General features: G+C 37.5%; 19 protein-coding genes. All 19 read right to left on the bottom strand.

Annotated features, from left to right (window positions below; translation table 11 throughout):
- Nucleotides 1-7 precede the first annotated feature (7 nt).
- Complete coding sequence (locus D0T56_RS06815; protein ID WP_163319385.1) at nt 8-829, bottom strand: peptidylprolyl isomerase; 822 nt, start codon at nt 827-829, stop codon at nt 8-10.
- Nucleotides 830-1,093: 264 nt separating this feature from the next.
- Nucleotides 1,094-1,510, bottom strand: a complete 417-nt coding sequence (locus D0T56_RS06810; protein ID WP_163319384.1) for a hypothetical protein — start codon at nt 1,508-1,510, stop codon at nt 1,094-1,096.
- Nucleotides 1,507-3,642, bottom strand: a complete 2,136-nt coding sequence (drmB, locus tag D0T56_RS06805; RefSeq protein ID WP_163319383.1) for a DUF1998 domain-containing protein — start codon at nt 3,640-3,642, stop codon at nt 1,507-1,509. Before drmB ends, D0T56_RS06810 begins: the two co-directional genes overlap by 4 nt.
- Nucleotides 3,643-3,649: 7 nt before the next feature.
- A complete protein-coding gene (locus D0T56_RS06800) occupies nt 3,650-7,738 on the bottom strand; it encodes a helicase-related protein (protein WP_163319382.1) in 4,089 nt (1,362 codons plus the stop codon).
- Nucleotides 7,725-10,112, bottom strand: a complete 2,388-nt coding sequence (locus D0T56_RS06795; RefSeq protein WP_163319381.1) for a hypothetical protein — start codon at nt 10,110-10,112, stop codon at nt 7,725-7,727. The genes D0T56_RS06800 and D0T56_RS06795 overlap by 14 nt, the downstream gene beginning before the upstream one ends.
- A 6-nt stretch (nt 10,113-10,118) precedes the next feature.
- Nucleotides 10,119-11,858, bottom strand: a complete 1,740-nt coding sequence (locus tag D0T56_RS06790) for an NERD domain-containing protein (protein WP_163319380.1) — start codon at nt 11,856-11,858, stop codon at nt 10,119-10,121.
- A gap of 2 nt (nt 11,859-11,860) precedes the next feature.
- Complete coding sequence (locus D0T56_RS06785) at nt 11,861-13,264, bottom strand: hypothetical protein (protein ID WP_163319379.1); 1,404 nt, start codon at nt 13,262-13,264, stop codon at nt 11,861-11,863.
- A gap of 147 nt (nt 13,265-13,411) precedes the next feature.
- A complete protein-coding gene (locus D0T56_RS06780; RefSeq protein ID WP_163319378.1) occupies nt 13,412-14,365 on the bottom strand; it encodes a nucleotidyl transferase AbiEii/AbiGii toxin family protein in 954 nt (317 codons plus the stop codon).
- Nucleotides 14,362-15,081: a DUF6088 family protein gene (locus D0T56_RS06775; protein WP_185153848.1), complete on the bottom strand. Its 720-nt coding sequence runs from the start codon at nt 15,079-15,081 to the stop codon at nt 14,362-14,364. Before D0T56_RS06775 ends, D0T56_RS06780 begins: the two co-directional genes overlap by 4 nt.
- 302 nt (nt 15,082-15,383) lie before the next feature.
- Nucleotides 15,384-16,340, bottom strand: a complete 957-nt coding sequence (locus tag D0T56_RS06770; protein WP_163319377.1) for a DUF5712 family protein — start codon at nt 16,338-16,340, stop codon at nt 15,384-15,386.
- Between the two features lies 1 nt (nt 16,341).
- Nucleotides 16,342-16,929 carry a BfmA/BtgA family mobilization protein gene (locus D0T56_RS06765; protein ID WP_163319376.1) on the bottom strand — a complete coding sequence of 196 codons (588 nt, stop codon included), beginning with the start codon at nt 16,927-16,929 and terminating at the stop codon, nt 16,342-16,344.
- 208 nt (nt 16,930-17,137) lie between these two features.
- Nucleotides 17,138-17,863, bottom strand: coding sequence for a hypothetical protein (locus D0T56_RS06760; protein WP_163319375.1), 726 nt, complete (start codon nt 17,861-17,863; stop codon nt 17,138-17,140).
- Nucleotides 17,817-18,209, bottom strand: coding sequence for an NAD-dependent epimerase/dehydratase family protein (locus D0T56_RS06755; RefSeq protein WP_163319374.1), 393 nt, complete (start codon nt 18,207-18,209; stop codon nt 17,817-17,819). Before D0T56_RS06755 ends, D0T56_RS06760 begins: the two co-directional genes overlap by 47 nt.
- Nucleotides 18,206-18,556 (bottom strand): helix-turn-helix domain-containing protein, encoded by a 351-nt coding sequence (locus D0T56_RS06750; RefSeq protein WP_163319373.1) that lies wholly within the window; start codon nt 18,554-18,556, stop codon nt 18,206-18,208. Before D0T56_RS06750 ends, D0T56_RS06755 begins: the two co-directional genes overlap by 4 nt.
- A 105-nt stretch (nt 18,557-18,661) precedes the next feature.
- Nucleotides 18,662-20,554 carry a DUF262 domain-containing protein gene (locus D0T56_RS06745; protein ID WP_163319372.1) on the bottom strand — a complete coding sequence of 631 codons (1,893 nt, stop codon included), beginning with the start codon at nt 20,552-20,554 and terminating at the stop codon, nt 18,662-18,664.
- 12 nt (nt 20,555-20,566) lie between these two features.
- Nucleotides 20,567-21,292 (bottom strand): hypothetical protein, encoded by a 726-nt coding sequence (locus D0T56_RS06740; protein ID WP_163319371.1) that lies wholly within the window; start codon nt 21,290-21,292, stop codon nt 20,567-20,569.
- Nucleotides 21,289-22,548: a site-specific integrase gene (locus D0T56_RS06735; protein WP_163319370.1), complete on the bottom strand. Its 1,260-nt coding sequence runs from the start codon at nt 22,546-22,548 to the stop codon at nt 21,289-21,291. Before D0T56_RS06735 ends, D0T56_RS06740 begins: the two co-directional genes overlap by 4 nt.
- Complete coding sequence (locus tag D0T56_RS06730) at nt 22,545-23,114, bottom strand: helix-turn-helix domain-containing protein (RefSeq protein ID WP_163319369.1); 570 nt, start codon at nt 23,112-23,114, stop codon at nt 22,545-22,547. Before D0T56_RS06730 ends, D0T56_RS06735 begins: the two co-directional genes overlap by 4 nt.
- A 230-nt stretch (nt 23,115-23,344) precedes the next feature.
- Nucleotides 23,345-25,237: a molecular chaperone DnaK gene (gene dnaK / locus D0T56_RS06725; protein WP_163319368.1), complete on the bottom strand. Its 1,893-nt coding sequence runs from the start codon at nt 25,235-25,237 to the stop codon at nt 23,345-23,347.
- Between the last annotated feature and the right edge of the window lie 56 nt (nt 25,238-25,293).

Here is a 25,293-nt window from a genome sequence, read left to right as displayed (position 1 = left end):
TTTCTTATTATTCAATTATTCTCATTTTCATGGAGATATTTGTCAGAGGGCGATCATTGTAATTTGTTTCCTGATTCTGAATTTTATCCACAACGTCCATTCCATCAGTCACTTCTCCATACACAGTATACGAACCATCCAGATGAGGAGTTCCTCCGATGGTTGTGTATATGTTCCGTTGTTCTTCGGTGAAGAGAGCTTCCGCTTGCCTGTTTTTGGCTTCTGTCTCTGCTTCTGCAACAATTTGTTCTCTAAACTCGGTAAGCTTTGCCCTGTCGCCTGTTTTATATAACTCTTTAACCTTTTCTTTATTGTCCGATTGCAGACGATTTATGATAGATTGCTTCAATCTTTCGAAACGGTTTTTTTCCATCATATCCAACTCCTGACTTGTGAAAATTTTTCCCGTCACAATATAGAATTGAGAAGCAGAGGATTCTTTTTCCGGATTCACATCGTCACCTGTACGTGCGGCGGATAAAGCTCCTTTTTTGTGGAACAGTTTTGGGTATATAAATTCTGCCGGAACAGTGTAGCCTAAATCACCTTCGCCCAATTGCGTATTCAGTGGAGCGTCTTTCGATGAAGTATCGCCTCCTTGTATCATGAAGTCTTTAATAACACGGTGAAATAATAATCCGTCGTATGTTCCATCTTGCTCCAGTTTTATAAAGTTGTCGCGATGGAGTGGGGTGTCGTTGTATAATTTGATGGTTATATCACCAAGACTTGTTTCGATCAGAATTTTTGTTTCTTTTTCTTGAGCTTGCATAATTGGTATCTTTATCAATAATGTAAATGTGAAAATGGTGAGTAGTATTCGTTTCATTGTTGTTTTTTTCCAATGCGTCTACAAAAGTAAACAAAAAAGAGATTATCTGCATGACACAGATAACCTCTCTTTTACATATTTATCTAAAGTAATCCAGAATTACTTCACTTCTTCAAAAGAAACTGTATTTGAATATCAATTAGTTGCGTTTTTATGGTACAAATATGGTATCTGATTTACATATAGAAAACATCGGTCAGATTATCGTTTTTAATCGCTTTTGGCAGTTTGTTCGTTTTCTGACCACCACCGTTTTGATTATCAACCCGCTTCAATAGTTGCATCAGGATATTCACGACAATCACGCAACACCGATTCACAGAAATCTACAAAGATATCATAATCTCCCCAGCCATTAGGAGGGTTAAATGCTTTGTATTTCTTCGGATTTGCAGTTAGTTCTTTAATCCCTTTTTCGAGTGGCACAATCATTTGAGAAGCTGTAGTAATCCCAACCTCCTCCGGTCTCCATAAAACTTTGTACAATCCGACTGCCTTAGCCATATTGTTGAGATTATGGGTAACATTGAGATTGGATAGCGTTGCTTCCTTATAATCACCTTCGAGTTGCTCCAGTTCATCTTTTATGGCTTGCAACTTCGTATAAGTGGCATCTATGTCCGCTCTGCTTTTCTGAATGTCAAAGCCTTTTTTGAAAAAGTATATGTCTAAGCTCATATCAAATTCTTGAAATAACCAAATTTAGGATCTATTAATGCTCGGCGGTCAAGACCGAGGTTACGTTGTTCACAGGATGTTTCGGAAACCATAGTACAGGAAAAGCATGATGCTCTATTTAAACCATCTTCGTTTTCCCAGCACATTGGATCCGATGAACAATTTAGTGCACGATTCATAGCCGTCTTTATGATGCGCTCTAACAAATGCGGTTGAGCTTGCCAAACCAGTCCACCCATACTGCCTTCTGCTCCATCGGCAGTGTAGATAAGTACACCACACATTTTGTCAGAATAATAGAGGCGTTCGTTCAGGCTTGCAGTTGGATAACCACAAGAAAACTCCAACTCCTTCATTAAGATGTGTGAGAAAGTATGAAGAAGGTAGAAGCGTGCTCTACCGTATTGTTCCATTTCATCAGACATGAATTTTCCCATATCATCCTCATTGAGATTGCATTGAAAATGTTTTTCTAAGTTGTGGCTGATAACCCATTGATTCACTTTGGATTCGTCAAACATAAAGAAGATCCCCTCACCAAACAGTTGGTTTGCTGGTAGTACAAGGACTTCTTCTTTGTTACATGTAAATATTGGCTTTATTTGATCGTCAGGATAGATTACTTTTCCGCCAACTATTTTGGCGGAAGGCATAGATACTCTACTAAATCCAAGTTGAGTAGAGGTCACAGCTAAGGTATCCACCTTTTGAATCTTCGTAAAGTAACTTTTAAGACTATCAGGAAGAATAATATTCTCAAAGTGCAACCCAGGCTTATTTCCTGGTGTCGATGAGTTCTTAGCAAACACTTGGTATTCGTTATATCGATATGTTGCCAAAACATCAACATCTTCAGTTTCTTCCGGGTATATAAACGATTGTTTCAGTACATCCCAATCATTATTTGTAAGCTCTATTTCGTCATCTTCTGCGGCATCTCTAAGTGTATCACCTTCATCAAACATCTTTCTCCAGAAGTCTTCTTTTGAAGGAGATTCACTACGGCGTTCATATCTTGGGAAAATCTTATCCAATATTTTTTGCAGCATCTTATTAGCTTCAGGAGTCAACTGTCCTTCGGGCTTCTCGATATACTCGTTAGGAATATAAAGACTACTCAAACTGTTTGCATAATAAATGCTGTTACTGGTAACCAAAACCATTTGCATGATGTTGCGATTATGACCAGTAATACAAATTTCTCGTCTATTTTCAGAGTCCCATGGTCGTTCACCTCGACAGAATGGCTTTATGTTCATGATACCCGCAAGGCTGACTTTACCATTGCAACATCCACATTTTAACGTTCCCCAAGATTCACCCTGATTACGGTTGGTAATCCATTGTAGTTGATGATGTCCATCAGGTGCATTGGAACAAGGCTCACATTCATAATTGAATAAGTCAAAACCCTCTAGTTTGTCTATCTTTTCGTTAGCCAGTCTTGCACAGAAATACTGGTACCATGGAATATCTGAGATGTGACCGTTAGGACAAATCAAAACCATAGGAACTGGTTTTAGCAATCCATAAATAGTTTTGTCATTCAACATAGGATTCTTAAAAGTACGATATGTCTTTTTATTCGGATCTCTTGGCGGAGCAAAAAAATCTATTTTACCGTCATTACATCTTTTTGCTTTCCAGATTTCCTCCCACTCTTCGATAGGTTTCATATCAAAATTGTTTGATATAAACCATTTGGGAAAGTTTATGGCAGGAATAATGAACATTTCATCTTTTAATTCTACTCCCGATTCTTGTTTCTTCTTATATATAGGATGTTCGTCTTTATCAATTTGATTAAACTTATCTAACTGAATGTGCGGAATCGCAACAAAACATTTTAATGCAGCAAGTTGTTTCTTCTGCTTCAAGAACTCGACAAACCTTGAGTCATCAATAATGTCAACACCAGACAGTTCCTGAAGTTGTTCTAATGTATGATTTGAATTTTCCGGTTTCTTAATTTCTTCTGAAAGAGTCTTTACAAATTGCCAGTCAGAAATACTCAATGGCATGACAAAGCCTCCCCACTTAGTCGTAACCAATGCACCAACTCCAGCAGTAGAAGAAAGAATCTTGTACTTGCCTATACCCTGATTATATTGTTTCTTATTATTGATTTCCATAATGCATCTATTTTACAATGTGGATAACAGCTTCTGGTTCAAGTAGTCTTAGTGCTGTAGGAACTTTCCATTTATTCAGAAGTCTCATTTCGTCATAGTCATCCGAAGACGAGTATAGTGGCGTGGCTTGTAAGTTCCCTCCGAACTGACCCTTTCTTTTTGTATATACTAGTTCTTGATTGTCTTCCTTCTTTTGCAGCCATTGATCAAGCATATCATGTACCATTGCACAAATATACTCAAACAAATCTGGAGTAAGTAGCTCGCGTTCTATGCCGGACAGTTTTAAAGTTCTTTTAAGACGTTCTTCAAAATATACTCTGACAGTCTTTTTTATATCAGCCGATTTAACTGAATCAATATTGATAGCGGATTGATTATTTGCTAAAGCAGAATATAAATGTCTGATATAAGTACCGAGGAATAGTGGCAGATATTTTTCGACTGATTTATGCGAAAAAGGAGTAATAGATATTGGCTCTACATAATAATAAAGTTTCTCATGGAACTCTCTAAACTTTTCAAAGTGAGAAACGTCTCTTGAGCGGAAAGGATTATGCAATGTTAACACAAGACCTTCTTTGTTTCGCGCCACTCGTGAACTTGCCTGAATGTATTCAGCTATATTCCTCGGCATAGAATTTATTATGATAGTATTGAATCTCGACACGTCAAGTCCAACAGAAATCATGTTTGTTGCAAGTATAAAATCATCTGGCTTTTCAGGTCGTTGCCAAACATCTTTATCGAGATATGGAAACCGGTGCTTCGGATTCCAAGTCACGGATTGAACTTTATTCAAAGCTGCGACAGCTTCATTTCCAGAAAGGCGTCCTGTCAATTCTGATTTTGAGAATCTTTCATTGTAAGCATAAAGAGATTCAAGCATATTAGAGTAGCGCATCACACGTTTGAAAAGTCTTCGTGTGTATTTAGTAAATTCCATGTAGAACTGCGCATCTGTTTTACCCACCTCTTTCAAGCTATTGAAGTATGAAATAGTGGTAAAATAATAGTCGGCAGCTTTGATGAAATCCTCATCATTCAACTTTGCCAAATTTTCTTTCTCAAATATTGCACGATGTACAAACAGAATGGCTGCAAGCCTCATCTGTGTGGTCATTTGTGTTCTGCCTGTTGGCATCACACCAATATATTTGCGTTTTGAATCAAACGACCAGTCTTTGTCGCCAGCCATCTTACTGCGTTTGTAGAACGCAAAGAACGAGTCATCGTAGTCAATTCCATTTTTAGGGAATATACTTATTCCTCTATCGTACAAAGCACGAACTTGCAATGCTGTATTACGTGTTGTCGCTGTAGAAGAAATAATTTTCGGTCTAATAGTCTGTCCGTTTTCGTTCCTTGTACAAAGTTGGTCGATAGCACATTCAAACAAGCTCACAGCAGAACCTAAAGGACCTAACAGTAAATGTAGCTCATCTTGGATGATAAGGTCTGGGGTTAACTTATTCCAATTTTCACCGCGTCCGAATAATCGTCTTGAATCTTTATTAGTCCTATTTCCTCCGGTGTTAACTTTGTGAGCAAGTTGTGCAAACTTATCCACAGTTCCGAATAGCAACGTTGGAGGTTTTTTGTATATATCATCATCGCACAATCTAACAGGTATGACAGCATTTACTACATCAAATGTACAATATGGGTTTTCGCAGTAAAATTTCACCCCACTTCTATCTATTTGATGTTTCAATTTAGATCCACACCAAGGACATAAGTCCAATGGTATTTTGCTATTATTGTTTGTTTCTGTCCGACTCTCCCAATTCTTTCTTAATTCGTCTTTTAGACCATCCAAAGAATTAGGCAAAGACTGGTCTCCCACAAACAATCCAATAGAGATTTCTTCATCTCCAAGTTTGCAATTATCAAGTTCCCAAAGACGAACCTGTTCCAAAGCAAGAATCAGCCGCAATGCTCGTTGGAATTGTTGTGTTGTCAACAACCGAAGCGTATATCTCATTATTGCAGTTACGCCATAACCAGCTTCACCTTTGGTTAATCGCCTATTGATTATTGTAAGGGCAATAAGACCTAAGTATGCTTCAGTTTTACCGCCACCCGTTGGGAACCAAACCAAATCAACTAGTTCATTCCTTTTTGACCATGATAGATCATTCTGGCTTTTGAAGATACCATCAAAGTTTAATAAGATAAAAGCTAACTGGAATGGTCGCCATGCAGCATGTTCAACTCCAGGAAATATGTCATCTGTTGCTTTCTGATAAAATTCAAAATTCAGTTCCGTTTCATCTTCACAAATCTGCTTCTGATTATCTTTTTTATTATGCCACAACTGCATAAACATTGTGGCATTCATTACTCTAAAAGCTTTCATTTTTGATGAATCAGTCAAGAATTCAATCACATTTGCCTTCATTCTTTCGTAATCAACCTCACAATCTTTTACATTTTGCAATGCCATTTCTTTATCATCCAAACTATTGATATAGTATCGCTGCGTTTGAATCCACGACTTGTATGAATCTAAAAAGCCAAGAAGATTATTAAGAATTTCGGTGTCTGATGTAGGAGATAAGAAAGAGAGCCATTTAAACTGGAGACATTGTGAACTCTCCAAATCCAGATAAGCCTTTGGTAAGATAACATCATCCTGTTCTACATTCTCGCATGATTTATCTCTTGGAACAGGTTCAACATCTGGACTTTCTATACTTGGCATAAATTCAGAGTATACATGCATTAATCCTTTGTCATCTTTATTCCAATCAACAGAACAAAGATGACCGACACCGTAATCTTCAATATTCCTATACAAAAAGTTTAGCTTGTGGGCTTCTTCATCGTCGAGACTACCAGAAGAGACGCTTTTGTATTGACACAGATGCTTACTACTTGCATCAACCTTTACTCCAAAAAAACATCTTTCGTTTACTATTTCTGAAACAATGGAATAATAATGCTGTTCATCTGTGTTTACTTCTGTTGATGAGTTGTTTAACAGAATCTTCAGATAGGTTCTATCATCCTTTATTTTTATCAACTGCAACCATACGGAGAGTGAAAGTGTTTCTGATTCATTTATATTTAAGGAAATAATATTTTTGAGACAATCGTTCTTTTGTGGTGAATAAATAACCTTTCCATCCTCTGTGGAGATATGGAAATTTAAGGATCTCAAGTTCAATTCTTTCTCAAAAGGATGTTCGACCCAATATCCAAAATTGCGGCTATCACAAATTGCAATTAGATCTTCTATATAAGAGAAGAAAGTTTCGTTTCTTTCAATTACTTCTATTCGTTTCTTTATTACTTCAGCTTCATGTACTGTTAAATATGAATCCGAGCCTTTCAACGATGAAAGATTCTTAAACAATCTCTCTTTATAGGAACTAAAATACCTATACTGCTCTTTAAAGGTGACATCGGCAAAGATTGGGTCAACACTTCCGTCAGGGTTCTGTGCTATCTCAGCAGTTATCTTGATGTTTAGTGCTCGAAGATTTTCTTTGTATGATGATAGTTGAGATTGTGGAATAGTGTGACGTAATGATAGTTTGTTGCCTTCTAAAACAAACAATTCATTAAATACATCCGCATTTTTTTTGAAGAAGGATTCAAACTCTTCCTGTTCTTCAACAATGACTTCTAAGCGCGTGTACTGTTCTACTTTAGTATAATACCGACCTGAAACTATAATTTTCAAATCGTTGTCATTGGAGAAGCCCGAGTCCAAACAACAAGAAACGCCCATAGAAGACGGGAATCTTCTGCTTAAAGAATTTAAGTCTTCATCGTCATTCTGCGATGTATCAGTTATCTCTTCGAGCTCTGTTCCTTGATCATTTCCGTCCTTTGGAGTTTCAATCGTTTCTGTCACAATACTATTTCCTTGCTCAACGAAACCTTCTGTCTTAATTTCTTTCTTCGGAGGAAATAATATTGCAGAACTATAAATAGAACCTGGGGTAGTACTTACAACTTCACCCAATTCTTCTGAGTTTTCATCCTCTGATGCACTTGGCTTTAAAGAATACAAGCCTTTGCATCCCCCAGGACCGATGAGCTGTTCTTTTATAAACTGCTCCAAAGATTCGCGCTTAGTTTTTATCATATTTTGATATGGATTTTATTTCAACGTATTTTATTTCTTTCTTAAGCAAATCAATCAATGCTTCCAAGTCACCAGATTTATCTATACCAAGCATATCCTTGACACCATCACTCAGCCGTTCAAACGATTTTATAAAATCTTCTGAGAACAAGTTGTTGCATAAGAACGTCCTTAACATTGAATTCTTACGTTCTGTCATCGTTCCCTTTTGGGCTTTTTTACGTCTGACAATTTTGTCGTATGGTTTTGCTATTGACAGGTATTCAAATATGGCGTCCTGCATCATACGGCTACGGGGCAATATCATATCATCATTTGGTGCATACCATCTTTCGAAAGAGTACATCTTGATTTGTTCCGAATAAGGAATTTTCTCCATAAGTTCTGCATACACTATTGCAGAACCCTTTTGCTCAACCCGTCTTCGTAATAAGATCTGCCAAAGTTCACTTTCTGAAAATATTTCTTCTTCAGACAAAGCATAACGATTATCTTGGCGAATGTATAGCTCGTCTTTCTTTATTTCGTCCTTAGACTTTTCAAGAATCTCTTCTAATTTTTCTTGGAGTTCCGATAATGAACATATCAAGAAATCGTGGTCACTTTCCTGCATTAGTGAATTAAGTTCTGATACTGAAATGACTTGTATAGAACTGAACTGATTCTTCTCCTTGCTGATGACATAATCCGATTCGATTAGTTTTATTGTTGCTCCACCACTAGTAGATACTCTATATTTCTGATAGCTTTGATTTGAGTTATAACTTTCAGAATGTGATGTTGTTCTGTCGCCGCTATCTTCGATCTTCCTTATGGGACGGAGAGGAAGTGGGATAGTGCATTTTACATAGTTCTTTCTGTAGTCTGAGGATAGCACATTTCTTAATGTCTTATGGTATTCATAATTTTGTACAGCATAATATGGATCGAAGATAAAGTTGTTGAGTACATTTAACAACTCTTGCCCTTTTCCAAGACATATCGGGTCAAAAGAGTTCGGATAGTGATTGTAAGGTCTGCCAACATAATGCCCCTGATATGATAAGACAATTATTTTGTTCGATGTGTTATTTGATAGATATTTACCGTCAACGCATTTGTATTTTAAAGAATTAAAGGTTGTTATATCTACCTGAATATTGTATGTTTCAAATAGAGAAACAAGGTGTGTCTTATACTCATCTGAGATGAAATAATCAAGTATTAGACAAGCATTTGTTTGGCCATCCATAAATGACATTACCGTAGGAAATATTTTATTCTCCCATGTGTCTTGAATATTTTTCAGAAAAACATCAAAATACTGTGTGTCAATATCATCAATTATATTTCCGTATTGGCTCTTAAACAATTCTTGAGAATGCTCATCATAACAAATGGCTAAATTGTTTCTGGCTTGAACATTATATTCACAAGCTTCCAATGCATCATCCGCTAGGCTTTTAAACTCATCAAGTTCATTTGATTCTATTATACAATTGGTCTGCTTGTGCATTCTTCCAAAGATATAATCAGACTCTTCAGTTGACAGAGAAATGAAATCTTTCATGTCTTTTATATCTTCATGCAAGATGTCGGTAGCATTCTTCAGTTTCCATGTAAGTAATCTCTGAAGCTTGAATGGCTTTGTGGAGAAGTAGAAATAGAATACGTTCCGTATTCCTGCTTCTAATTTATTGAGTCTCTCAATTCTTGGTTTCTGGAAAGAATAGGCATCTGAAAAACGCCCATCAGTACTTCTTGAAAGAAACACAAACATATTTTCGATTTTGCAACTATTCCCCTTATCTTTCTTTATTGGTTTGTCTAACTTGTCAACATCAATATCTGCTCTTGTTACTGTAAAATGTCTATCGCAGATTGATTTTTCATTTCCGCAATAATTATCCAAATAAGGATTTTCTGGAGTTGAACAATTAAAGGGTTTGCAAATGACGAGATTCTTTCTGTGGGTTTCTTTGGGAATGGATAAGTCTTTTATCTGATTATAAATTTGTTTTGAATATCGGAAATTTGCAAGAAGTTGCTTATGCTTTTTACTACCACCAGTACAGTCTTCTGGAATAAATACGGTGTTTCGAACATCAATCTCTAATTTTAATCTTTCTTGTATCAGACTGTTGTAGAGTAGAGATAATTTGAGTGTGACAAACTCGATACAAACCTCTTGTGCCCAATGCTCAGATGCAGGAATGTACAACAATGGATAGCGTACTTCGTCATCTGTCCTACTCATGTAATAATCCATGACATCGTTAATCACACACAGAAATCTGCGTGTATCTTCTTTTTTAGGATGACACATAATGTTGATAATCAGATTTAAATCGGAATTATCAAGATTGTAGTGATTAACGAAGCTTTGACTTATCATGGCACATTACGTATTAAGGATAAATATATCAATATTCATAATAGCGCGTGTCATGCCTACATAAATTTCAAACAAGAAGTTGTCGAATGAGCTTCTTAGTGATTTAATTGGTATGATAAGAATGATGTTTTCATTTTCCAAACCTTTGTATTTCAATATAGTTGAAAGACCGATTGAACATTCTGGCAGTCTATGTATGTTTTCTATAGATAATTCTATAACTGAATCCGAGTATGTGAGTTTATCATAGACGGAGTCTTGTTCTCCGTTTATTGGATATAGTAAATCTGAATGAACAAGGATTGTGGAATTTTGTAACGATGGGCTAATAGAGGTTAATTCTTTTCTTTTTTGTTTCAAAACTCTTGTAAGAGTCTTCGAATCATTTACAACGTGTATTTTACACGCACTCTCTTCATTGTTAATTGTGTTCCAGAAAGTAGCAACCTCTTCCGGTTTTAAATCCAACAACTCATTAGCATATCTAACAATTTCGATGTTTGTCGGTACTCGTTTGTTCCCGTTGATTGTAAAGTGTGCAGATGTTCGAGTAATATCGTCTATTGCTGATTCCAAATTGCGAGTTCCGCTGTTATATCCTTGCTCAATATCATATAATACCAAAAAACGTCCTGTCTGAAGACCTGTGTGTTGTAAAGAAGTAAGCTCTCTTAGAATTACTGTCATACCTTTGTCTGCAACATCCTGAGCTTCATCTATTATTACATAGTCGTATGATTGATCTTTCATATATACCTCAATTGTGGATTCCAATTCTTGCAATCCAATCGTCAGACTCAATTCGTTTATAGAAATATTTCCCTTTGAGATTCGATGCATGTATGAAGTATAACTTTCCACTTCACAATTACAAAGTCCTTCTAACTGTAAAGTGTATTTTATTTGTGCCGCAAGCAATTTAGTCCAGCATAAGTATAATCCACGTAGACCTTTGTTTTTCTTGATGAAAGCTTTAGCAATCGTAGTCTTTCCAGTACCTGGCCCACCTTCTATTACTACCCTATGATTTCTTTGGAGGCTTTCCAAAGCATCCAAGTTCGATATATTCAGCCAATTCAAAATATCTTTCAATGAAGACTGCCTATACCTTCCAGAATCTTTGACTGTTGGAGCAAAATTATTTATCACTGAATTTAAAACCTCACTAGATAATTTGGTGTTTTTCCAGCGTTTTCGCTGTTTATCTTTTTCCAGAATATCAATACAAAACTCGGCGAAAGATTCGTCAGAATCTTGACCGTTTTTGTTCCACATCTTATATGAAAGGTCCTGTGCGGGATTGCTATTCGTACGGTCAAGTGTGGCATGAGGAAAAGCACAAACATGATCAACAAAGACTTCCTCCCCATTTATCACCTTACTTTTGATTATTGCCCATTGATAATCTTCAGCCTGCTGAAATGGCGAACGCCCCATCGGGGTAAGCACTCCTCTGTTTTGATAAAAATACTTTCCAGCTTCTATCTGAATAGCTCCACCTTTCACTTCTACGACAATCGCACCTAACTCAGAAATAAGTAAAAAATCAATCTGAATCTCCGATGCTCTACCTGACTGAATATGTAAATTAATGTCATGCCAGAAATGCCATGTCATTGAATTGTTATCACAATCATGCACAATCCTCCTGTACATATCAATCTCTCCTTGTAACGGAGTCCCATCGTCCTTCGTTATTAGATATTCTAAGCGGGACAAGCTCTTTTCTGTGTGATCGACAATCATAATTATTTAATCCAAAGGGTTGGGTTTTCTAATTCTTTCAATTTATAATTGAACATCTCAAGCAATTCTTCTCGATGTTCTTGAAATTTGGACATAAAATCCACTAACGTTTGTATTGTCTTACAAAGCTTGAGACCGTCTTTGGCATAATATCCAGCTTTTAGACGTTCTTCAAACTCTTGAAATGGAATCTGATTAGGCACATCTATTTTTTTTGTATTTTGTTCCCAATATGACTGATTTCGGTAGCAGTATTCCCAGAATGACATATAACGATAGAATTGCGGCTGATTGCACCAACGAGCAATTTGCACATAGATATTTGACTGCTCATGATTAGTATAATCAGCGTGTCGCATCACATATCCAAAACATCCATATTGCATCAAAATGCGAATGCGCTCAAATAGGATCTTTATGTCATTGTAAAGCTTTTCGTCTTCTCCTGCTTTCAGTGTGTAACCACAAAATAAATAGAATTTTGTCATTCTTTTCGGATTATACCGCTTCCAAATCTTGAGAGCTTTGATTATCTTTTCACGGTCTCGCCAATTATCAAAGGCAAAAATGAAATCGCCATGATACTTACATTTTGATAGCATCAAAGCAATTTCTTCTCCGTCTTCACTTTCAGCAAGTATTCGTTCATCAAGCCCCTGTCTAAACTGGAATGGTCGCTTTGAATCAATCAGCTTTTGCAACATCGACTTCCAGATTTCTTTCGAAGCAGCTAAGAAGTTGTCATCCCAAAGATAAATATACGGACGAACTAAATTGCCTTTTTCATCTCTTTCTTCATCCAAGAACCATTCAAGTTCGGAATAACGGTAAACCTCATTCTCTAATTTGTTGACACAAAAGGGACAATGACGCATACAGCCACGAGTCAGGAAGCCAATAGAATAGTAGAGGTAGTCATTGAAATATGAAGCACGCCTTCCTTCCGCTATCTTAATCTTGACATATTCGTCATAAAGTTTATAATATGGCATCTGCCTACGCATATCAATGCCTAACAACTTTTTGCCACCTCTCTTATTCGGATATCGATTCAGAAATTCGTCATTTTCCAATTGGTTCATATCTCTAGTGCGAGCAGCCTTGAAGTCATTCACATCCTTCTTTATTGCATAATCACCTGTTCCCCCAACCTTGAACTTCTTTTCTGCTATCGTTCCTTTCGCCTTCTCATAAAAGAGGGGATCAGGAGTAAATGCAAACACCTTTGATATAAATATCTTTGTATATTTCGCTATATCCTCATCCTTGTCAATAATCAGATGAAACAGAATTCCATTATCATTTAAGAATCCCGCTAATTTCAGTAGTACAAGATTAGGATGACGCGTACCTCCATTCAGTAAGTCCGCATCAACCAAGCCTATTATCATCTTGTGTGTTTTCATTTCACAATTAATTTCGTAATTCGTTAGCACCGTTGCTAAAGAAAATTACCTTCTCATACCATTTGCTTTTATGATTCCCACTCCTTATGTATTTCTTCCAAACAAGCCAACGCCTGTTCGTACTGTAGACTTGTATTCGATTTTTATCTACCATATGTATCTGATTAATCTCTCAAATGAACTAAAAACATCTCTTTCATCAGGAATTTCTACAAATGCCAATTGTGATAACTCATTTTGATAAGTTGTTCGTAACCCAACCCATAAAGTTGTAAAATTGTCTACTAAGGGTGATTCTGAAATGTCTTTTATCCGCCACCCTTCCGGTGTATCAAAAGCGTCCTTGTCATGAACTAACAACTCTAAAAAATCCAATTTAAAATTAGACGACTGCACATACTCCCAACACTCTGAATCTTGAGCTAAATAATACAAATCATAGAAATGTCGGATTTTAGAAGCGATAGCTTGTGTTGGATTTTCCGAAAAAGAGAAACGTATGAGCGATACAAGCTTTTCAAGCATCGTTCTACATTTGTCTAATACATTGAGAGAAAAATCTTGCAACCCGTATTCTTCAATTTCCTGTTGTTGGTTTGTTTCCTGAAGAAATTCTGCAATAAAAGAAGTTATTTTTTGTTGCAAATAAGGGTATGGATTGGCAAATGAATTAATTTCTACAATAATCCGCTTTACCATATTTCCGCTTAAAACGCTGGAAATAATCGACGGGTATTCAAAAACCGATTTCCGAAACATAGAACCTTTGCTGGTAAGATTCGGATCGGTTATTTCTGTAAAGTTAGTTGTTATTCCTTTTTCAATATTGCGAATCTTTGTTTTCAACGCATTACCACTCAGTTTTTCTTCAATCATAGCAATATCAATATCTTCCGAAAAGCGATTCACCAACCTATATCCCTTAGACAAAGAAGTTCCACCTTTAAAAACAATATTGTTAGAAAATGGAGAATTTGATAGGTTGTGGAGAATAAGCGTGATCCAATAATCCTTTTCCACAAAAGCAGGCGTTATGCGGAAATGCTTTGCGGTCAAAGCAACAAGTGTAGTAAACAGCTCTTTGTTTGTATGTAGATTCATTTTATGTACCATTTTTGTTGGTTAGGTAACACATCTTCGGAAATGCCTAATTTATAGGAAGTCTGTGGATTTAACTGTTTTAATAAATTCTTAGTATCTTCGTTTTTATTGAGCGTTTCGAGTATGGCTCCTAACAACGCTATAGTTGAAGGATTATAGTTCAGCACCATTTTTTTTACCTTTCCAACCTGTGCACTATCAAGTTGAGAAAATAAATACAACAATCGCTTGCAAGCTTCATCAGGCATTGTATCAGGTATATTCTTAAAGAAACGTAAACTATCAAGCAAGCGTAATAAAGGAATATTCTCTTTAGTAATCGCGTTCTTTTGCTTAATAAAACTAATTCGATACACATCTCTTCGAATGGCTTTTTTTTCATTCCTCACACCAATTTGTAAGGCAAAAGGCATTTGTGTGGTAAGTCCTAAGTCATTAAATGCAGAATATCCGGTAATATAACCTATAATTTTCCCATTTTTCTCAAGCAAATCTTTAACAATTTGATATGTGTCCGGAGGCAGTTCGCCAAACTTACTGATTTGAGGCTTATAGAAACGACCTTTCGACAAACGACGAATGGATCCGGCAGAAACCATGTTGTTAAGTATCCTATTAACGGAAGCTTGTTTGATTACATCAATAGGGAAATCACTTGGAGTAAACACAAATCCAAATGGAAATTTATCAATTGTGGCTCTTATAATATCCGTCATATTCCTAACAATTATAGTGGTAAAGATATAATAAATTCTTGTTTTTACGGGCAAAAACAGGAATTATTCAAAAAAACATCACCCAACTAACCTATCTCATACACACACCCTGCATATTTTCCCCCTTTTTCATTTTGTAAACACCTCTTCTATGGAAAGAATAAATTAGGCAACACTTTTGCGGGAAATACTACCTGAAGCAAAGCGGAAGCATGGAGATTTTCCGCAAAACCGCTTGCGACTTGGTGTTGACGTTTTATTCTTGGAATATACCTTTGTTTGCTAAATGAAAAAGGAGTTCATTAGCCTATCCTTCTGCCTTTCTTCTTTTTCTTGACTTTTTTTAGTGGCTGTTCATCTTCCGGATTGGGATTGCTAACATCTGCTGCGGTGGGGAGTATGGAGAATAACGAAGAGAGAACGTTTTGTCCGCTACGGCTAATCGGCTGTCCGGCTGTCTGGTCGTTTGAATGGTCATATGTTTGGCTGTTTGGCTGTATGTCCGTACCAACGTTGGTACGCTCTTGCTTTTTACTATTCTCAATTTCAGGCACTAAAACCGTTTTTGGTTGTTTTAATTCTTGCTCTTGCATCTGCAATTTGTCTTTTATGCTGCCGTTCTTCATGGTATTACAGTAAACAAAAGTTTCTTGCAAATCTCGTTGGTAGCTAAAGAGTCTATCAAAACCTGCTTCTGCTTGCTGAAACAAATTGGTTCTGTCGAAACCGCCTTTGATTGCTCCCTTCTTGGTATTCTTGTGGTTGGTAAGTGGCGATAGCTTCTTTTTATTCGACTGATCTTTCCGGCTGACAATCAAATGGCAATGCATATTCAACTCATTATCTGACCGGTTGCGGTCAAAATGAATTTTGCCATAGAACTTTATATCTTCGGCGGATAATCCTTTATTGAAGTTCTTGGCATATTCAGGAATAAAGACCTCCCGAATATAGCGTTTCATGGCTTCGGCTTGTTCTTGCTCGCTGTTGCCCATTGTTTTAAGTTCCTTTTCCGACGGGCTGACGTGTATTGCATAGAATTTGGCATCCGTTTTCAAGAGTTGACCGATATTCGTATCAATATCCTCAATTATATTGGCTTTATACAGATTCTCTTCTGTCAGATTGAAGAAGCCTTCGGTATAAATGCCTTTCTCTATACGCTCCAAATCCTCATGTTCGCAATAATTTGCCAACTGTCGGCAACCTCCAGCATTGTTGTATGTTCCTTTAGAGGGCGGTGGGAAGTCAATATTCATACTATTGCTCGTTTATCAAGTTGAGAATTTCAGCCTTGAGGTTATCTTTTCGTTTGCCATCCATTACTCCACACGTTGCCAGTTCGGAATAGAGGCTAATCAGATTTAATAATTTCTGATTATCTCGCTTTTGTTTCTCATCAATAGATGACAATCGCTTGGTCTGACCATTTATAATCTCAGCGTGGCGTCCGAAGGTATCACTGATTTTTTGTAAGACACCCGAATTCCTTTCCCACATTACCTCAATCTCCGATTTGATCATCTCCTCCAAGGTTTTTACTACTCCATCGAAACGGACGGCTATCGAATGAGTTGCCCGAATCATCGGATTCAGTTCCTTTTCTTCAAAGTGGCGGATAAAACGTATCAGGTCATCCTGCCGTTTGTTGATTTTCGCCAACTCCGTTTTAACGGATTCCGGTGGATCGGACGGATTGATACACGCCTTATCCATATACTCGAAAGCGAGCTTCACGATCTCTCCTTTTTTCAGATTGTACCGCTTGCAAAGTTTATCTATCTGGCGATTGGTGGAGTGGTCAATCCCAATCGTCGTTAATGCTGTTTTATTCTTATTTTGTGCCATATTATAACTTTTTTATAAGAAATCATTTTGTTAACCGCTTAATCAATAGACTATTAGCGATTTTGTTTATGCGAGTCTTTATAAAACTCGCTTTTAATATCTTGCTGATTAACAGCAAGTAACCCCGTAGGGCAAGAGGATAGAACAGGACTTGTCCAGTTCCCTCTTGCTACATTGCTCGCGAATAGAGAGCCATTGGAATGAAAGCTTAAACTCGACGGCTTTCACCATTCAAAGTGATAAAATTGAACATCACTTTGAGGCGGTCGCCAATCATTCCACCATAGAACTCATCTGACGAAAGTGTAGCAAAAGTGAAGTTCGTGGTGCCATGTGTAATGACTCCAACATCACTTCTCAAACTCAACAGTTCGGATATGGGTCGGGTAACGTTTCCATAATCTTGAACCGTTTTGGATTCTCGTCCAAATTCATCAATGATTAATGGTCGCCGGGCAAATACGCTTGCCGACTGCTTTACAATTTGCTCCTGCAATTCCACAGACTTGATAAACGTAAACAAAGGCTGATTTAGAAAAAATCTTCTCGAAATATGATTGTGAAGCAATGAATATGTTTTTAATAGGATCGTTTTGCCGCAACCGTACTTACCTTGTAGCATAATGCCTTTGTCTAAATCACCGGAAAAAGCAGAATCGTAGGTTATGTAGCAATAAAGTTGCTCTATCATAGGCTCGTTATTTTTGTCAATGACAAAATCCTTCGCTTGATTACGGTTGTACAAACAAATCGTGCCAAATTCGCAAAACAAGCTCTGAAAGTCAGCATAAGCCAACGGCAAGGGCAAACGCAGTCTCCGAATCTTTTCTTTTTCATGGGCGACTATCTCCTGAGCATCTTTCCGCAATGCCTGAAAGAATTGCTGATTAGTCGAAATCACTTCCCGTATGGACAAATCCTTTCTTTTTTCCATAAGAATTTATATTAGAGTTTTTGTCTTTAGTCTTTATATTATAGGGTGAGGGTTTAAGGTCGGACTTAGGTGCTAAAATCTGATACTTAGTTTTAACCCTATGTCCGCCTCCAGAAGCATAATCTAACAGACCGGCTGCCTTTAGTCGGTCGCGTGAAGATTTCAATACTTGCAAAGAAATATTGGCATTGGCAACCATTCGGTCATTAGGGTACTCGATCCATTCTGCCCAAAATGAACGGTTAGCCAAATGAATCAGGAAGAAATACAAACGAGTATCATTTCCGCTGAAATTCTCCTGCTCGTCCACTCGCCAGAAATTGGCTAATAAATCGAACAGGTTCATCCTCGTAGATTTTTACGCTTATTGTATTCCGCCTCCGCTTCGGATTCAATCTCCTGCAAGGTTTTCTTCTTGCCTTTGGAAATCCATTCGAGAAGTTCCTCCTCAAAGAAATAAAGTTTCTTACCATTCTTATAGCAAGGGATTAGCCGCTTACGTACAAGGGCATACACGGTAGGTTTCGCTTTGCCGATAATCCGGCAAGCTTCTTCAATGTCAATCGGGATTCGCTTCTGAGGGACAACAGGTGTTTGCCCCTTTTCAACTAAAGATTTGATCTCAGCCAGTTCGCTGACTAAATGTGCTACTGCCTTGGGCAGATTTTCAAAAGAAACTTCATTTGCTTCCATAAATAATCGTTTTTATGATTTATGGTGCAAATAAAAATAGTGTTTCTGCGGTGTCTGGGCGACACTAGAGAAACACTTAGAAAACACTTGAAGTGCTGATATTATTTAATCTATTGCATTAGCTGAAAGACTTTTTCCGTACACAGCATCAATAATATAGTTGTCAAAGAATAATATATTTTCTATGTCTGAGTCCGAAAAAACAAGCCCATTGACTTTTGTCTGAAGAAATATAAGCATTTCTTTCCCTCTTCCGGAAATACTGTCTTTTGTCCAAGTATCACATTTGCTTATTGCAATTTCATTATAAGAGCCAGTGCTAAATCTCTCCTTTTTAACATCCCAACTCTTATCCCCAAGAGAAGAGTTTTTTCCATTCTTAAGTATTGTTAAGTTTCCAAGAGTGTTAATCATCACTTTCCTTGTTTGCACAATCTGGTTTTCATCAGCTAAGCTATTAGTTACTTCGTTCATTTCCGTCTGCCAATTATTCCAAAAATGCTGTGGCATAATATGTTCTATGGTTGTTTCATCGTAATCAGAAAGAGTCACCTTATCATTCGTTTCTCGTGCTTTTATTTTTAACCAGTTTTCATATTCAAATAAGAAGTATTTCAAATTCCACCATCTATGAAAGCCTTTTGCGCCTCTTTCGTAAGTGAAAAGATATTTGAAGCCGTTGATTATATCTATATTATTGATTGGACGGGCGAGAAGTTCCTCAATCTCATTAAGAATATCAATCAATGATTTTTCTTGATTGTATATTTCTCTTGCCCAGTTCGCCATAGTTCTTTCATCCATAAGCCATATACCTGGAACTCTATTTCGGAAAAGTATTTTCTCTATTTTGCCAAAAATATCTTCTTGCTTGTCTGTCTTTTCATTGATTAAAGCTGTCAAAAATATTTTCACTTCTTTTCGACTATCCATAACTAATATTTTGTTTATCAATTGGGATTTCGAGTTGTGTATTTCAAACCAAATAGGAGCTAACTCTGAGAGCTTTAGGATATAATCTTCTATTTTAGTATAAGAGACAGTTTCCTCTTTATATTTTTCGGCTTTATTACAAAACATTTCAAATACCTTCTTTTCCGCCATTGTCTCCGAGAAAGTATATTCTTCCGGTTTCCTATATAACGATAGATGAGCAGAAAGAAACACATCTTCGTTAAGAACCTGTTTGGGATTTTGCGCTAGCCAAGTATAAATATTACCCCAAGCATCATTGATATTTTTTCTCAACATCTCAATATCTTCTTGTGAGCATTGTAACTTTGCAGTCAAATAAATAAGTCTATTTTTTAATTTCTCTAACGTAGAAAGTGGTTTGCCTCGATTGTTCATTGTCTCAAAAACTGCTTGCACATCTAAATCATTTTCTATTGTACGTATATCAAATAGAAATGATGTGGTAAGCTTTTGATACACAACTTCTCGTTCTTCAGGAGATATACTCAATATTTTTTCCTTAAAGAAATCTTTAGCAAATTGTAAGTTCTCAGTATAATGATTTTTATAGGTAACAGGCAGTATCTCTTTGTTATCTTCAAAAATTTCGCGAAGCAAGAACTTGTAATTTTGATTTGTATCCAAATAACTGAATCTATAAATTTTACTATTGCCGCTCATGTTCGACGTGGCAATGTATTTTTTCAACAAATCAACTTTACTTTCTTCGGCATAGCCAATTTCTGTTGCATTTAATAGTTCGAATAACAAAATACTAATTGTTGTTAGACGTTGTTGACCATCAACAACGTCGTAAAACTTTACTCCCTTGAGCCATTTTTCAGTTGAACTTGCAGATATTTCTTTCAAAAATATTGTTCCTGTATAATGTTTTTTATATTCCTCATTTTCATCGATATGGATGTCTTCTAAGTCATCCCATAATTCAGAGAGCTGTTTCTCGCTCCAAGCATATCCCCTTTGGTAATCAGGAGTTCTAAAAATCCTTGTACTAAAAAGTTCTGATAAATTTTGTGCTTCCATGTATTTCTAAGTTTAAATATTTTCCTGTATTTTAATCACCCCCTTCAACTCATCATCCTTCAAGTGTCGCTTGATACTTTTCACTTCTACGCCTTTGAAAATATCAGGAAACACGATTTTCAGCAAGTTGGCAATATCCATCTGGTTTCTCGGTTTGAAATAATTCCAAATATTCCAACCAAAATGGCGGAGGTCGAGAGCAGATAGTTCTTTTACTTTAACCGGCTTCAACTCTTTCTCATCTAACTTGTTCATGTATGCACGGATATTCCGACAAAGAAGATCAAGGTCTTCATAGGAAAGATAAAGCGCAAACGATTTTCGGGTATAGTTAAGAGCAATATTCAGTATTTCTTCCTGTTCTTTGGCCATATTTTGTTGCTGTTCGTTCCGGATATCCTCTAAAGGGAAGTCCGGCTCTGGTATATCAGTATCAATTACTTCTATCTGTGGTTCAGCAACAGTCTGAGTAACTTTCCCTTGCTCAATCTTATTCCGGAAATATGGAATTTTAGCCAATCCGTTCCCAATCCACGGCAACATCATATTTTGCAATACCACATGGATACTCAAATAGACTACTACCTGAACAGCCAATACCACAATAAAGACTATGAAAGCTGTAAAGCTATCAAAGCCTACCGAAACAGTAAACATGCGTGCCAATGCTGCAATCGCCAAAGCAACACAAGCCATAATCACATATAATATAATGTATTCCAGAATGTTGTTTTTCATGCTTCTGTGTCTTTAAGGGTGTCCAACTGAATAGCTTGTGCCGCTTTGCTTTTCTTCTCGTCCACAACTTTTGCGTAAATCTGTGTGGTTTTTACGTTGGTGTGTCCGAGCATCTTACTAACAGTGTAAATATCTGTGCCACTGCTTAATTGGAGCGTCGCATACGTATGCCGAAAGCAATGAAATGTAATCCGCTTCGTAATTCCGGCAGCTTCCATCCAACGTTTCAATGGTTTGGAGATCCATGCTGAGTCGGGTAAATCTTCGAAAACAAGTTGTTCGGGTTCACGAGGTTCGCCACACAAATCAAGTGCTTGTTGTGAAATGGGCATATATTCAACGCCTTTTGTTTTCTGTTGTGTAAAATGTAGCTGGGCGTGGTCGCCATTAATACTAATCTCTTCCCATTTCAATTTCTGAATATCACAATGGCGTAATCCGGTAAGAGCAGAAAACAATGCTGCGCGTTTAAGAACATCACGTTCGCACGGTGTTCCGGCAAGGATATTAAGTTCTTCAACCGTCAAATATTCACGCCTTGACTCCTGTTCCGGTATGCCTTTGATTTTTGCTGATAAATCAGTTGTCAGGAATCCATCAACAAAGGCCTGTTTTAATGCGGCTTTGAAAATGGAGAAGTAAGTTACTGCGGTATTGCGGGAGATTGTTCCGCTTTTATTACCTCCACATGGAGCGGATAAAAGATATAACTTAAAATCTTCAGCAAAGCGATTGTCTATTTTTGAAAAAGGCAATGTGTCTCCAGCGAAGAGCTTTATTAATTCGTAGGTTCGTTTCCAGTTTACACGAATGGAATCTGAACTTTGTGCGTGGCGTTTCTTGGCAGTGGCATTAAAATACTCCACAAAATTCTGCTGTGAACGCTCCTTTTGTTCGACCTGTGCACTTTCCGTATCGCTATATAAATCGGCATTGTCATATTCTCGTTGGCGAAGCTTGCGGATTCCATCAGCATACAACATTGTTTCTTGGTCTTTTTCGCTTCGGCAAATGATTATTCCGTTGTCATCACGCTTGGGTTTGTAGGTTTTTGTTCCGTCTGCATCTGTGCGAGCTGTACGTTTCTTATCCCATTCTACAGTGGTAATGCAACGATTTAAGTATTCACGAATGCGTTGTGGTGTTTGCTTGCCGGGAACATTTACCGGATAGCTTTCAATGTAAACATACCATTCCTTCCGATCATCCGCCTTGCGTAATCGAACAGTTACTTTTGTATTGGAGAGTTGTTTCATTTGCCTGCGAATATTTTATCAATTTGCTCTTTAGGTACATATACATAATTACCGACTTGACGCTTTGGAATGCTGTTCCGGCGAATTGTATTCTCAACTGTTGAGGGCGACACGCCATATTTTACAGAGACTTCGGTAACAGTATAACATTCATCTATCTCGTAATGCAGTTTCATTGGCTTTTCTTTTGGCTCTTCAGGTATTTCAACCGCAGTAAACATTTCTTCGAGGTGTTTCCGGCTAACTCTTGTCAGGCGTTCACCCAAATTGAAGGCAGGCACTTTTCCTGCTTTGATTAGGCGGTGAATTGTGTTTTTTGAAATTCCGAAAAGAATAGTAGCCTCCGTAATTGAAATATAAGGACGTGTTTGCATTTGAGCTATTTTCTCAGCCGATTGCTCCAAAATAGTTTGTTTCTTCTCTGCCTCCTTTTGCTGTCGCTTTTTCTCTTTACCGGACTTGTTTGCACAAGCAGAACCACAAAAACGCGTGACTACTGTTTTTGCTTCAAAGGGTTTTCCACATTGTTCGCAAATCTTCGGTATTTTCAGTTGACTAAATCCCATATTTCTATATCATCCGTTACATTATCGCCAATTAAGTATCTTTAAGGCGCAATAAGGTGCGATAAGACCCACATTGTCGCCAATTAACGCCCGTTACAAATATGGTACAAATGTATGATAAAAAACAATCAAAAACAATAGTATTCGAGAATTGTTTAAAAACAAAATAGGCCGCAAACACTTGGTTTACAGCCTATTTTTACTATTTACTGATTATTGCTAATCGCCTTTTACTTCACTTCTTCAAAATCTACGTCAGTAACACCGCCGTCATCATTTGGTTGAGTGTTGCTGCTTCCTGCGTTGTCTGCAGTTGCACCGCCTGTTTGGTTATACATTTGCTGGCTCATTTCGTGGAAAAGTTTGTTCAATTCTTCCATCGCAACATCAATAGCAGGAATATCCTGTGCCTTATGAGCATCTTTCAATCTTGTTAAAGCAGCTTCGATAGGAGCCTTTTGTTCTGCCGGGATTTTATCGCCAAGTTCGGTCAATTGTTTTTCTGTTTGGAAAATCAAAGAGTCTGCTTGGTTCAGTTTATCCACTTTTTCCCTTTCTTTTTGGTCAGCTTCGGCATTTGCTGCAGCTTCATCTTTCATACGTTGAATTTCTGCATCGCTCAAACCAGAACTGGCTTCAATACGGATAGATTGCTCTTTTCCTGTCGCTTTATCTTTAGCCGAAACTTTCAATATACCGTTGGCATCAATATCGAATGTTACTTCAATTTGAGGAACTCCTCGTGGCGCAGCAGGTATACCATCCAGGTTGAATACCCCGATCTGTTTGTTTCCGCTTGCCATCGGGCGTTCTCCTTGCAACACATTGATTTGCACAGAAGGTTGATTGTCTGCAGCAGTTGAGAATGTTTCGCTCTTACGGGTTGGTATTGTCGTGTTTGCTTCTATCAATTTAGTCATCACGCCACCCATAGTTTCGATACCTAATGAAAGAGGGGTAACATCTAACAACAATACGTCTTTCACTTCACCCGTCAAAACCGCACCTTGTATAGCAGCACCTACGGCAACAACTTCGTCAGGGTTAACTCCTTTCGACGGAGCTTTTCCGAAGAATTTTTCAACCTCTGCCTGAACAGCAGGTATACGTGTCGATCCACCAACAAGAATTACCTCGTCAATGTCGGAAGGAGTATATCCTGCATCTTTCAACGATTTGCGACAAGGTTCGATACATTTACGGATAAGGCTGTCGGCCAATTGCTCAAATTTAGCACGGGTCAATGTTTTTACCAAGTGTTTTGGAATACCGTTAACCGGCATAATGTATGGCAAGTTTATTTCTGTTGAAGCGGTACTTGAAAGCTCGATTTTAGCTTTTTCGGCAGCTTCTTTCAGGCGTTGAAGAGCCATTGGGTCTTTACGCAAGTCGAGGCCTTCTTCTTTTATGAATTCTTCTGCCAACCAGTTGATAATCACGTTGTCGAAGTCGTCACCTCCAAGGTGAGTATCACCATTGGTCGATTTTACTTCAAACACACCGTCGCCAAGCTCAAGAATAGAAATATCGAATGTACCACCACCAAGGTCGAACACAGCGATTTTCATATCCATGTGTTTTTTGTCAAGACCATAAGCAAGAGCTGCTGCCGTTGGCTCATTCACAATACGTTGAACTTTTAGTCCTGCAATCTCGCCTGCTTCTTTAGTAGCCTGACGTTGAGCATCGTTAAAGTATGCCGGAACAGTGATTACGGCATCTGTAACTTCCTGTCCAAGATAATCTTCCGCAGTTTTTTTCATTTTTTGAAGAATCATCGCAGAGATTTCCTGAGGAGTATATAGACGTCCGTCGATATCAACGCGTGGAGTGTTGTTATCACCTTTCACCACTTGATAAGGCACACGGGTAATTTCTGTACTAACCTGATCCCAAGTTTCACCCATAAATCTCTTGATAGAGTAGATAGTTTTCTCAGGATTGGTGATTGCCTGACGTTTGGCAGGATCACCTACTTTACGTTCGCCACCTTCGATGAAAGCGACTACCGAAGGAGTTGTTCTTTTTCCTTCATTGTTGGCGATAACGATTGGCTCGTTACCTTCCATCACGGCAACACAAGAGTTTGTGGTACCTAAGTCAATTCCTATTATTTTTCCCATAAAAATTTAGATTATATTTATTTGTTATTTTTTATTGTCGATTGTTTAAAATTTAT

The sequence above is a fragment of the Dysgonomonas sp. 520 genome (assembly GCF_010501095.1).
Classification (GTDB): Bacteria; Bacteroidota; Bacteroidia; order Bacteroidales; family Dysgonomonadaceae; genus QVMP01.
Note: the sequence above shows the minus strand (reverse complement) of the source record. Positions and strands in the feature narration are given on the sequence as shown.

Coding starts and splice junctions, on each gene's coding strand:
- D0T56_RS06800 (WP_163319382.1), bottom strand. CDS start 7,738: ATGATAAAAACTAAGCGCGAATCTTTGGAGCAGTTTATAAAAGAACAG.
- D0T56_RS06815 (WP_163319385.1), bottom strand. CDS start 829: ATGAAACGAATACTACTCACCATTTTCACATTTACATTATTGATAAAG.
- D0T56_RS06765 (WP_163319376.1), bottom strand. CDS start 16,929: ATGGCACAAAATAAGAATAAAACAGCATTAACGACGATTGGGATTGAC.
- D0T56_RS06785 (WP_163319379.1), bottom strand. CDS start 13,264: ATGAAAACACACAAGATGATAATAGGCTTGGTTGATGCGGACTTACTG.
- D0T56_RS06775 (WP_185153848.1), bottom strand. CDS start 15,081: ATGACGGATATTATAAGAGCCACAATTGATAAATTTCCATTTGGATTT.
- D0T56_RS06750 (WP_163319373.1), bottom strand. CDS start 18,556: ATGGAAGCAAATGAAGTTTCTTTTGAAAATCTGCCCAAGGCAGTAGCA.
- D0T56_RS06745 (WP_163319372.1), bottom strand. CDS start 20,554: ATGGAAGCACAAAATTTATCAGAACTTTTTAGTACAAGGATTTTTAGA.
- D0T56_RS06780 (WP_163319378.1), bottom strand. CDS start 14,365: ATGAATCTACATACAAACAAAGAGCTGTTTACTACACTTGTTGCTTTG.
- D0T56_RS06735 (WP_163319370.1), bottom strand. CDS start 22,548: ATGAAACAACTCTCCAATACAAAAGTAACTGTTCGATTACGCAAGGCG.
- D0T56_RS06790 (WP_163319380.1), bottom strand. CDS start 11,858: ATGATTGTCGATCACACAGAAAAGAGCTTGTCCCGCTTAGAATATCTA.
- drmB (WP_163319383.1), bottom strand. CDS start 3,642: ATGGAAATCAATAATAAGAAACAATATAATCAGGGTATAGGCAAGTAC.
- D0T56_RS06810 (WP_163319384.1), bottom strand. CDS start 1,510: ATGAGCTTAGACATATACTTTTTCAAAAAAGGCTTTGACATTCAGAAA.
- D0T56_RS06740 (WP_163319371.1), bottom strand. CDS start 21,292: ATGAAAAACAACATTCTGGAATACATTATATTATATGTGATTATGGCT.
- D0T56_RS06795 (WP_163319381.1), bottom strand. CDS start 10,112: ATGATAAGTCAAAGCTTCGTTAATCACTACAATCTTGATAATTCCGAT.
- D0T56_RS06770 (WP_163319377.1), bottom strand. CDS start 16,340: ATGAATATTGACTTCCCACCGCCCTCTAAAGGAACATACAACAATGCT.
- D0T56_RS06755 (WP_163319374.1), bottom strand. CDS start 18,209: ATGAACCTGTTCGATTTATTAGCCAATTTCTGGCGAGTGGACGAGCAG.
- dnaK (WP_163319368.1), bottom strand. CDS start 25,237: ATGGGAAAAATAATAGGAATTGACTTAGGTACCACAAACTCTTGTGTT.
- D0T56_RS06760 (WP_163319375.1), bottom strand. CDS start 17,863: ATGGAAAAAAGAAAGGATTTGTCCATACGGGAAGTGATTTCGACTAAT.
- D0T56_RS06730 (WP_163319369.1), bottom strand. CDS start 23,114: ATGGGATTTAGTCAACTGAAAATACCGAAGATTTGCGAACAATGTGGA.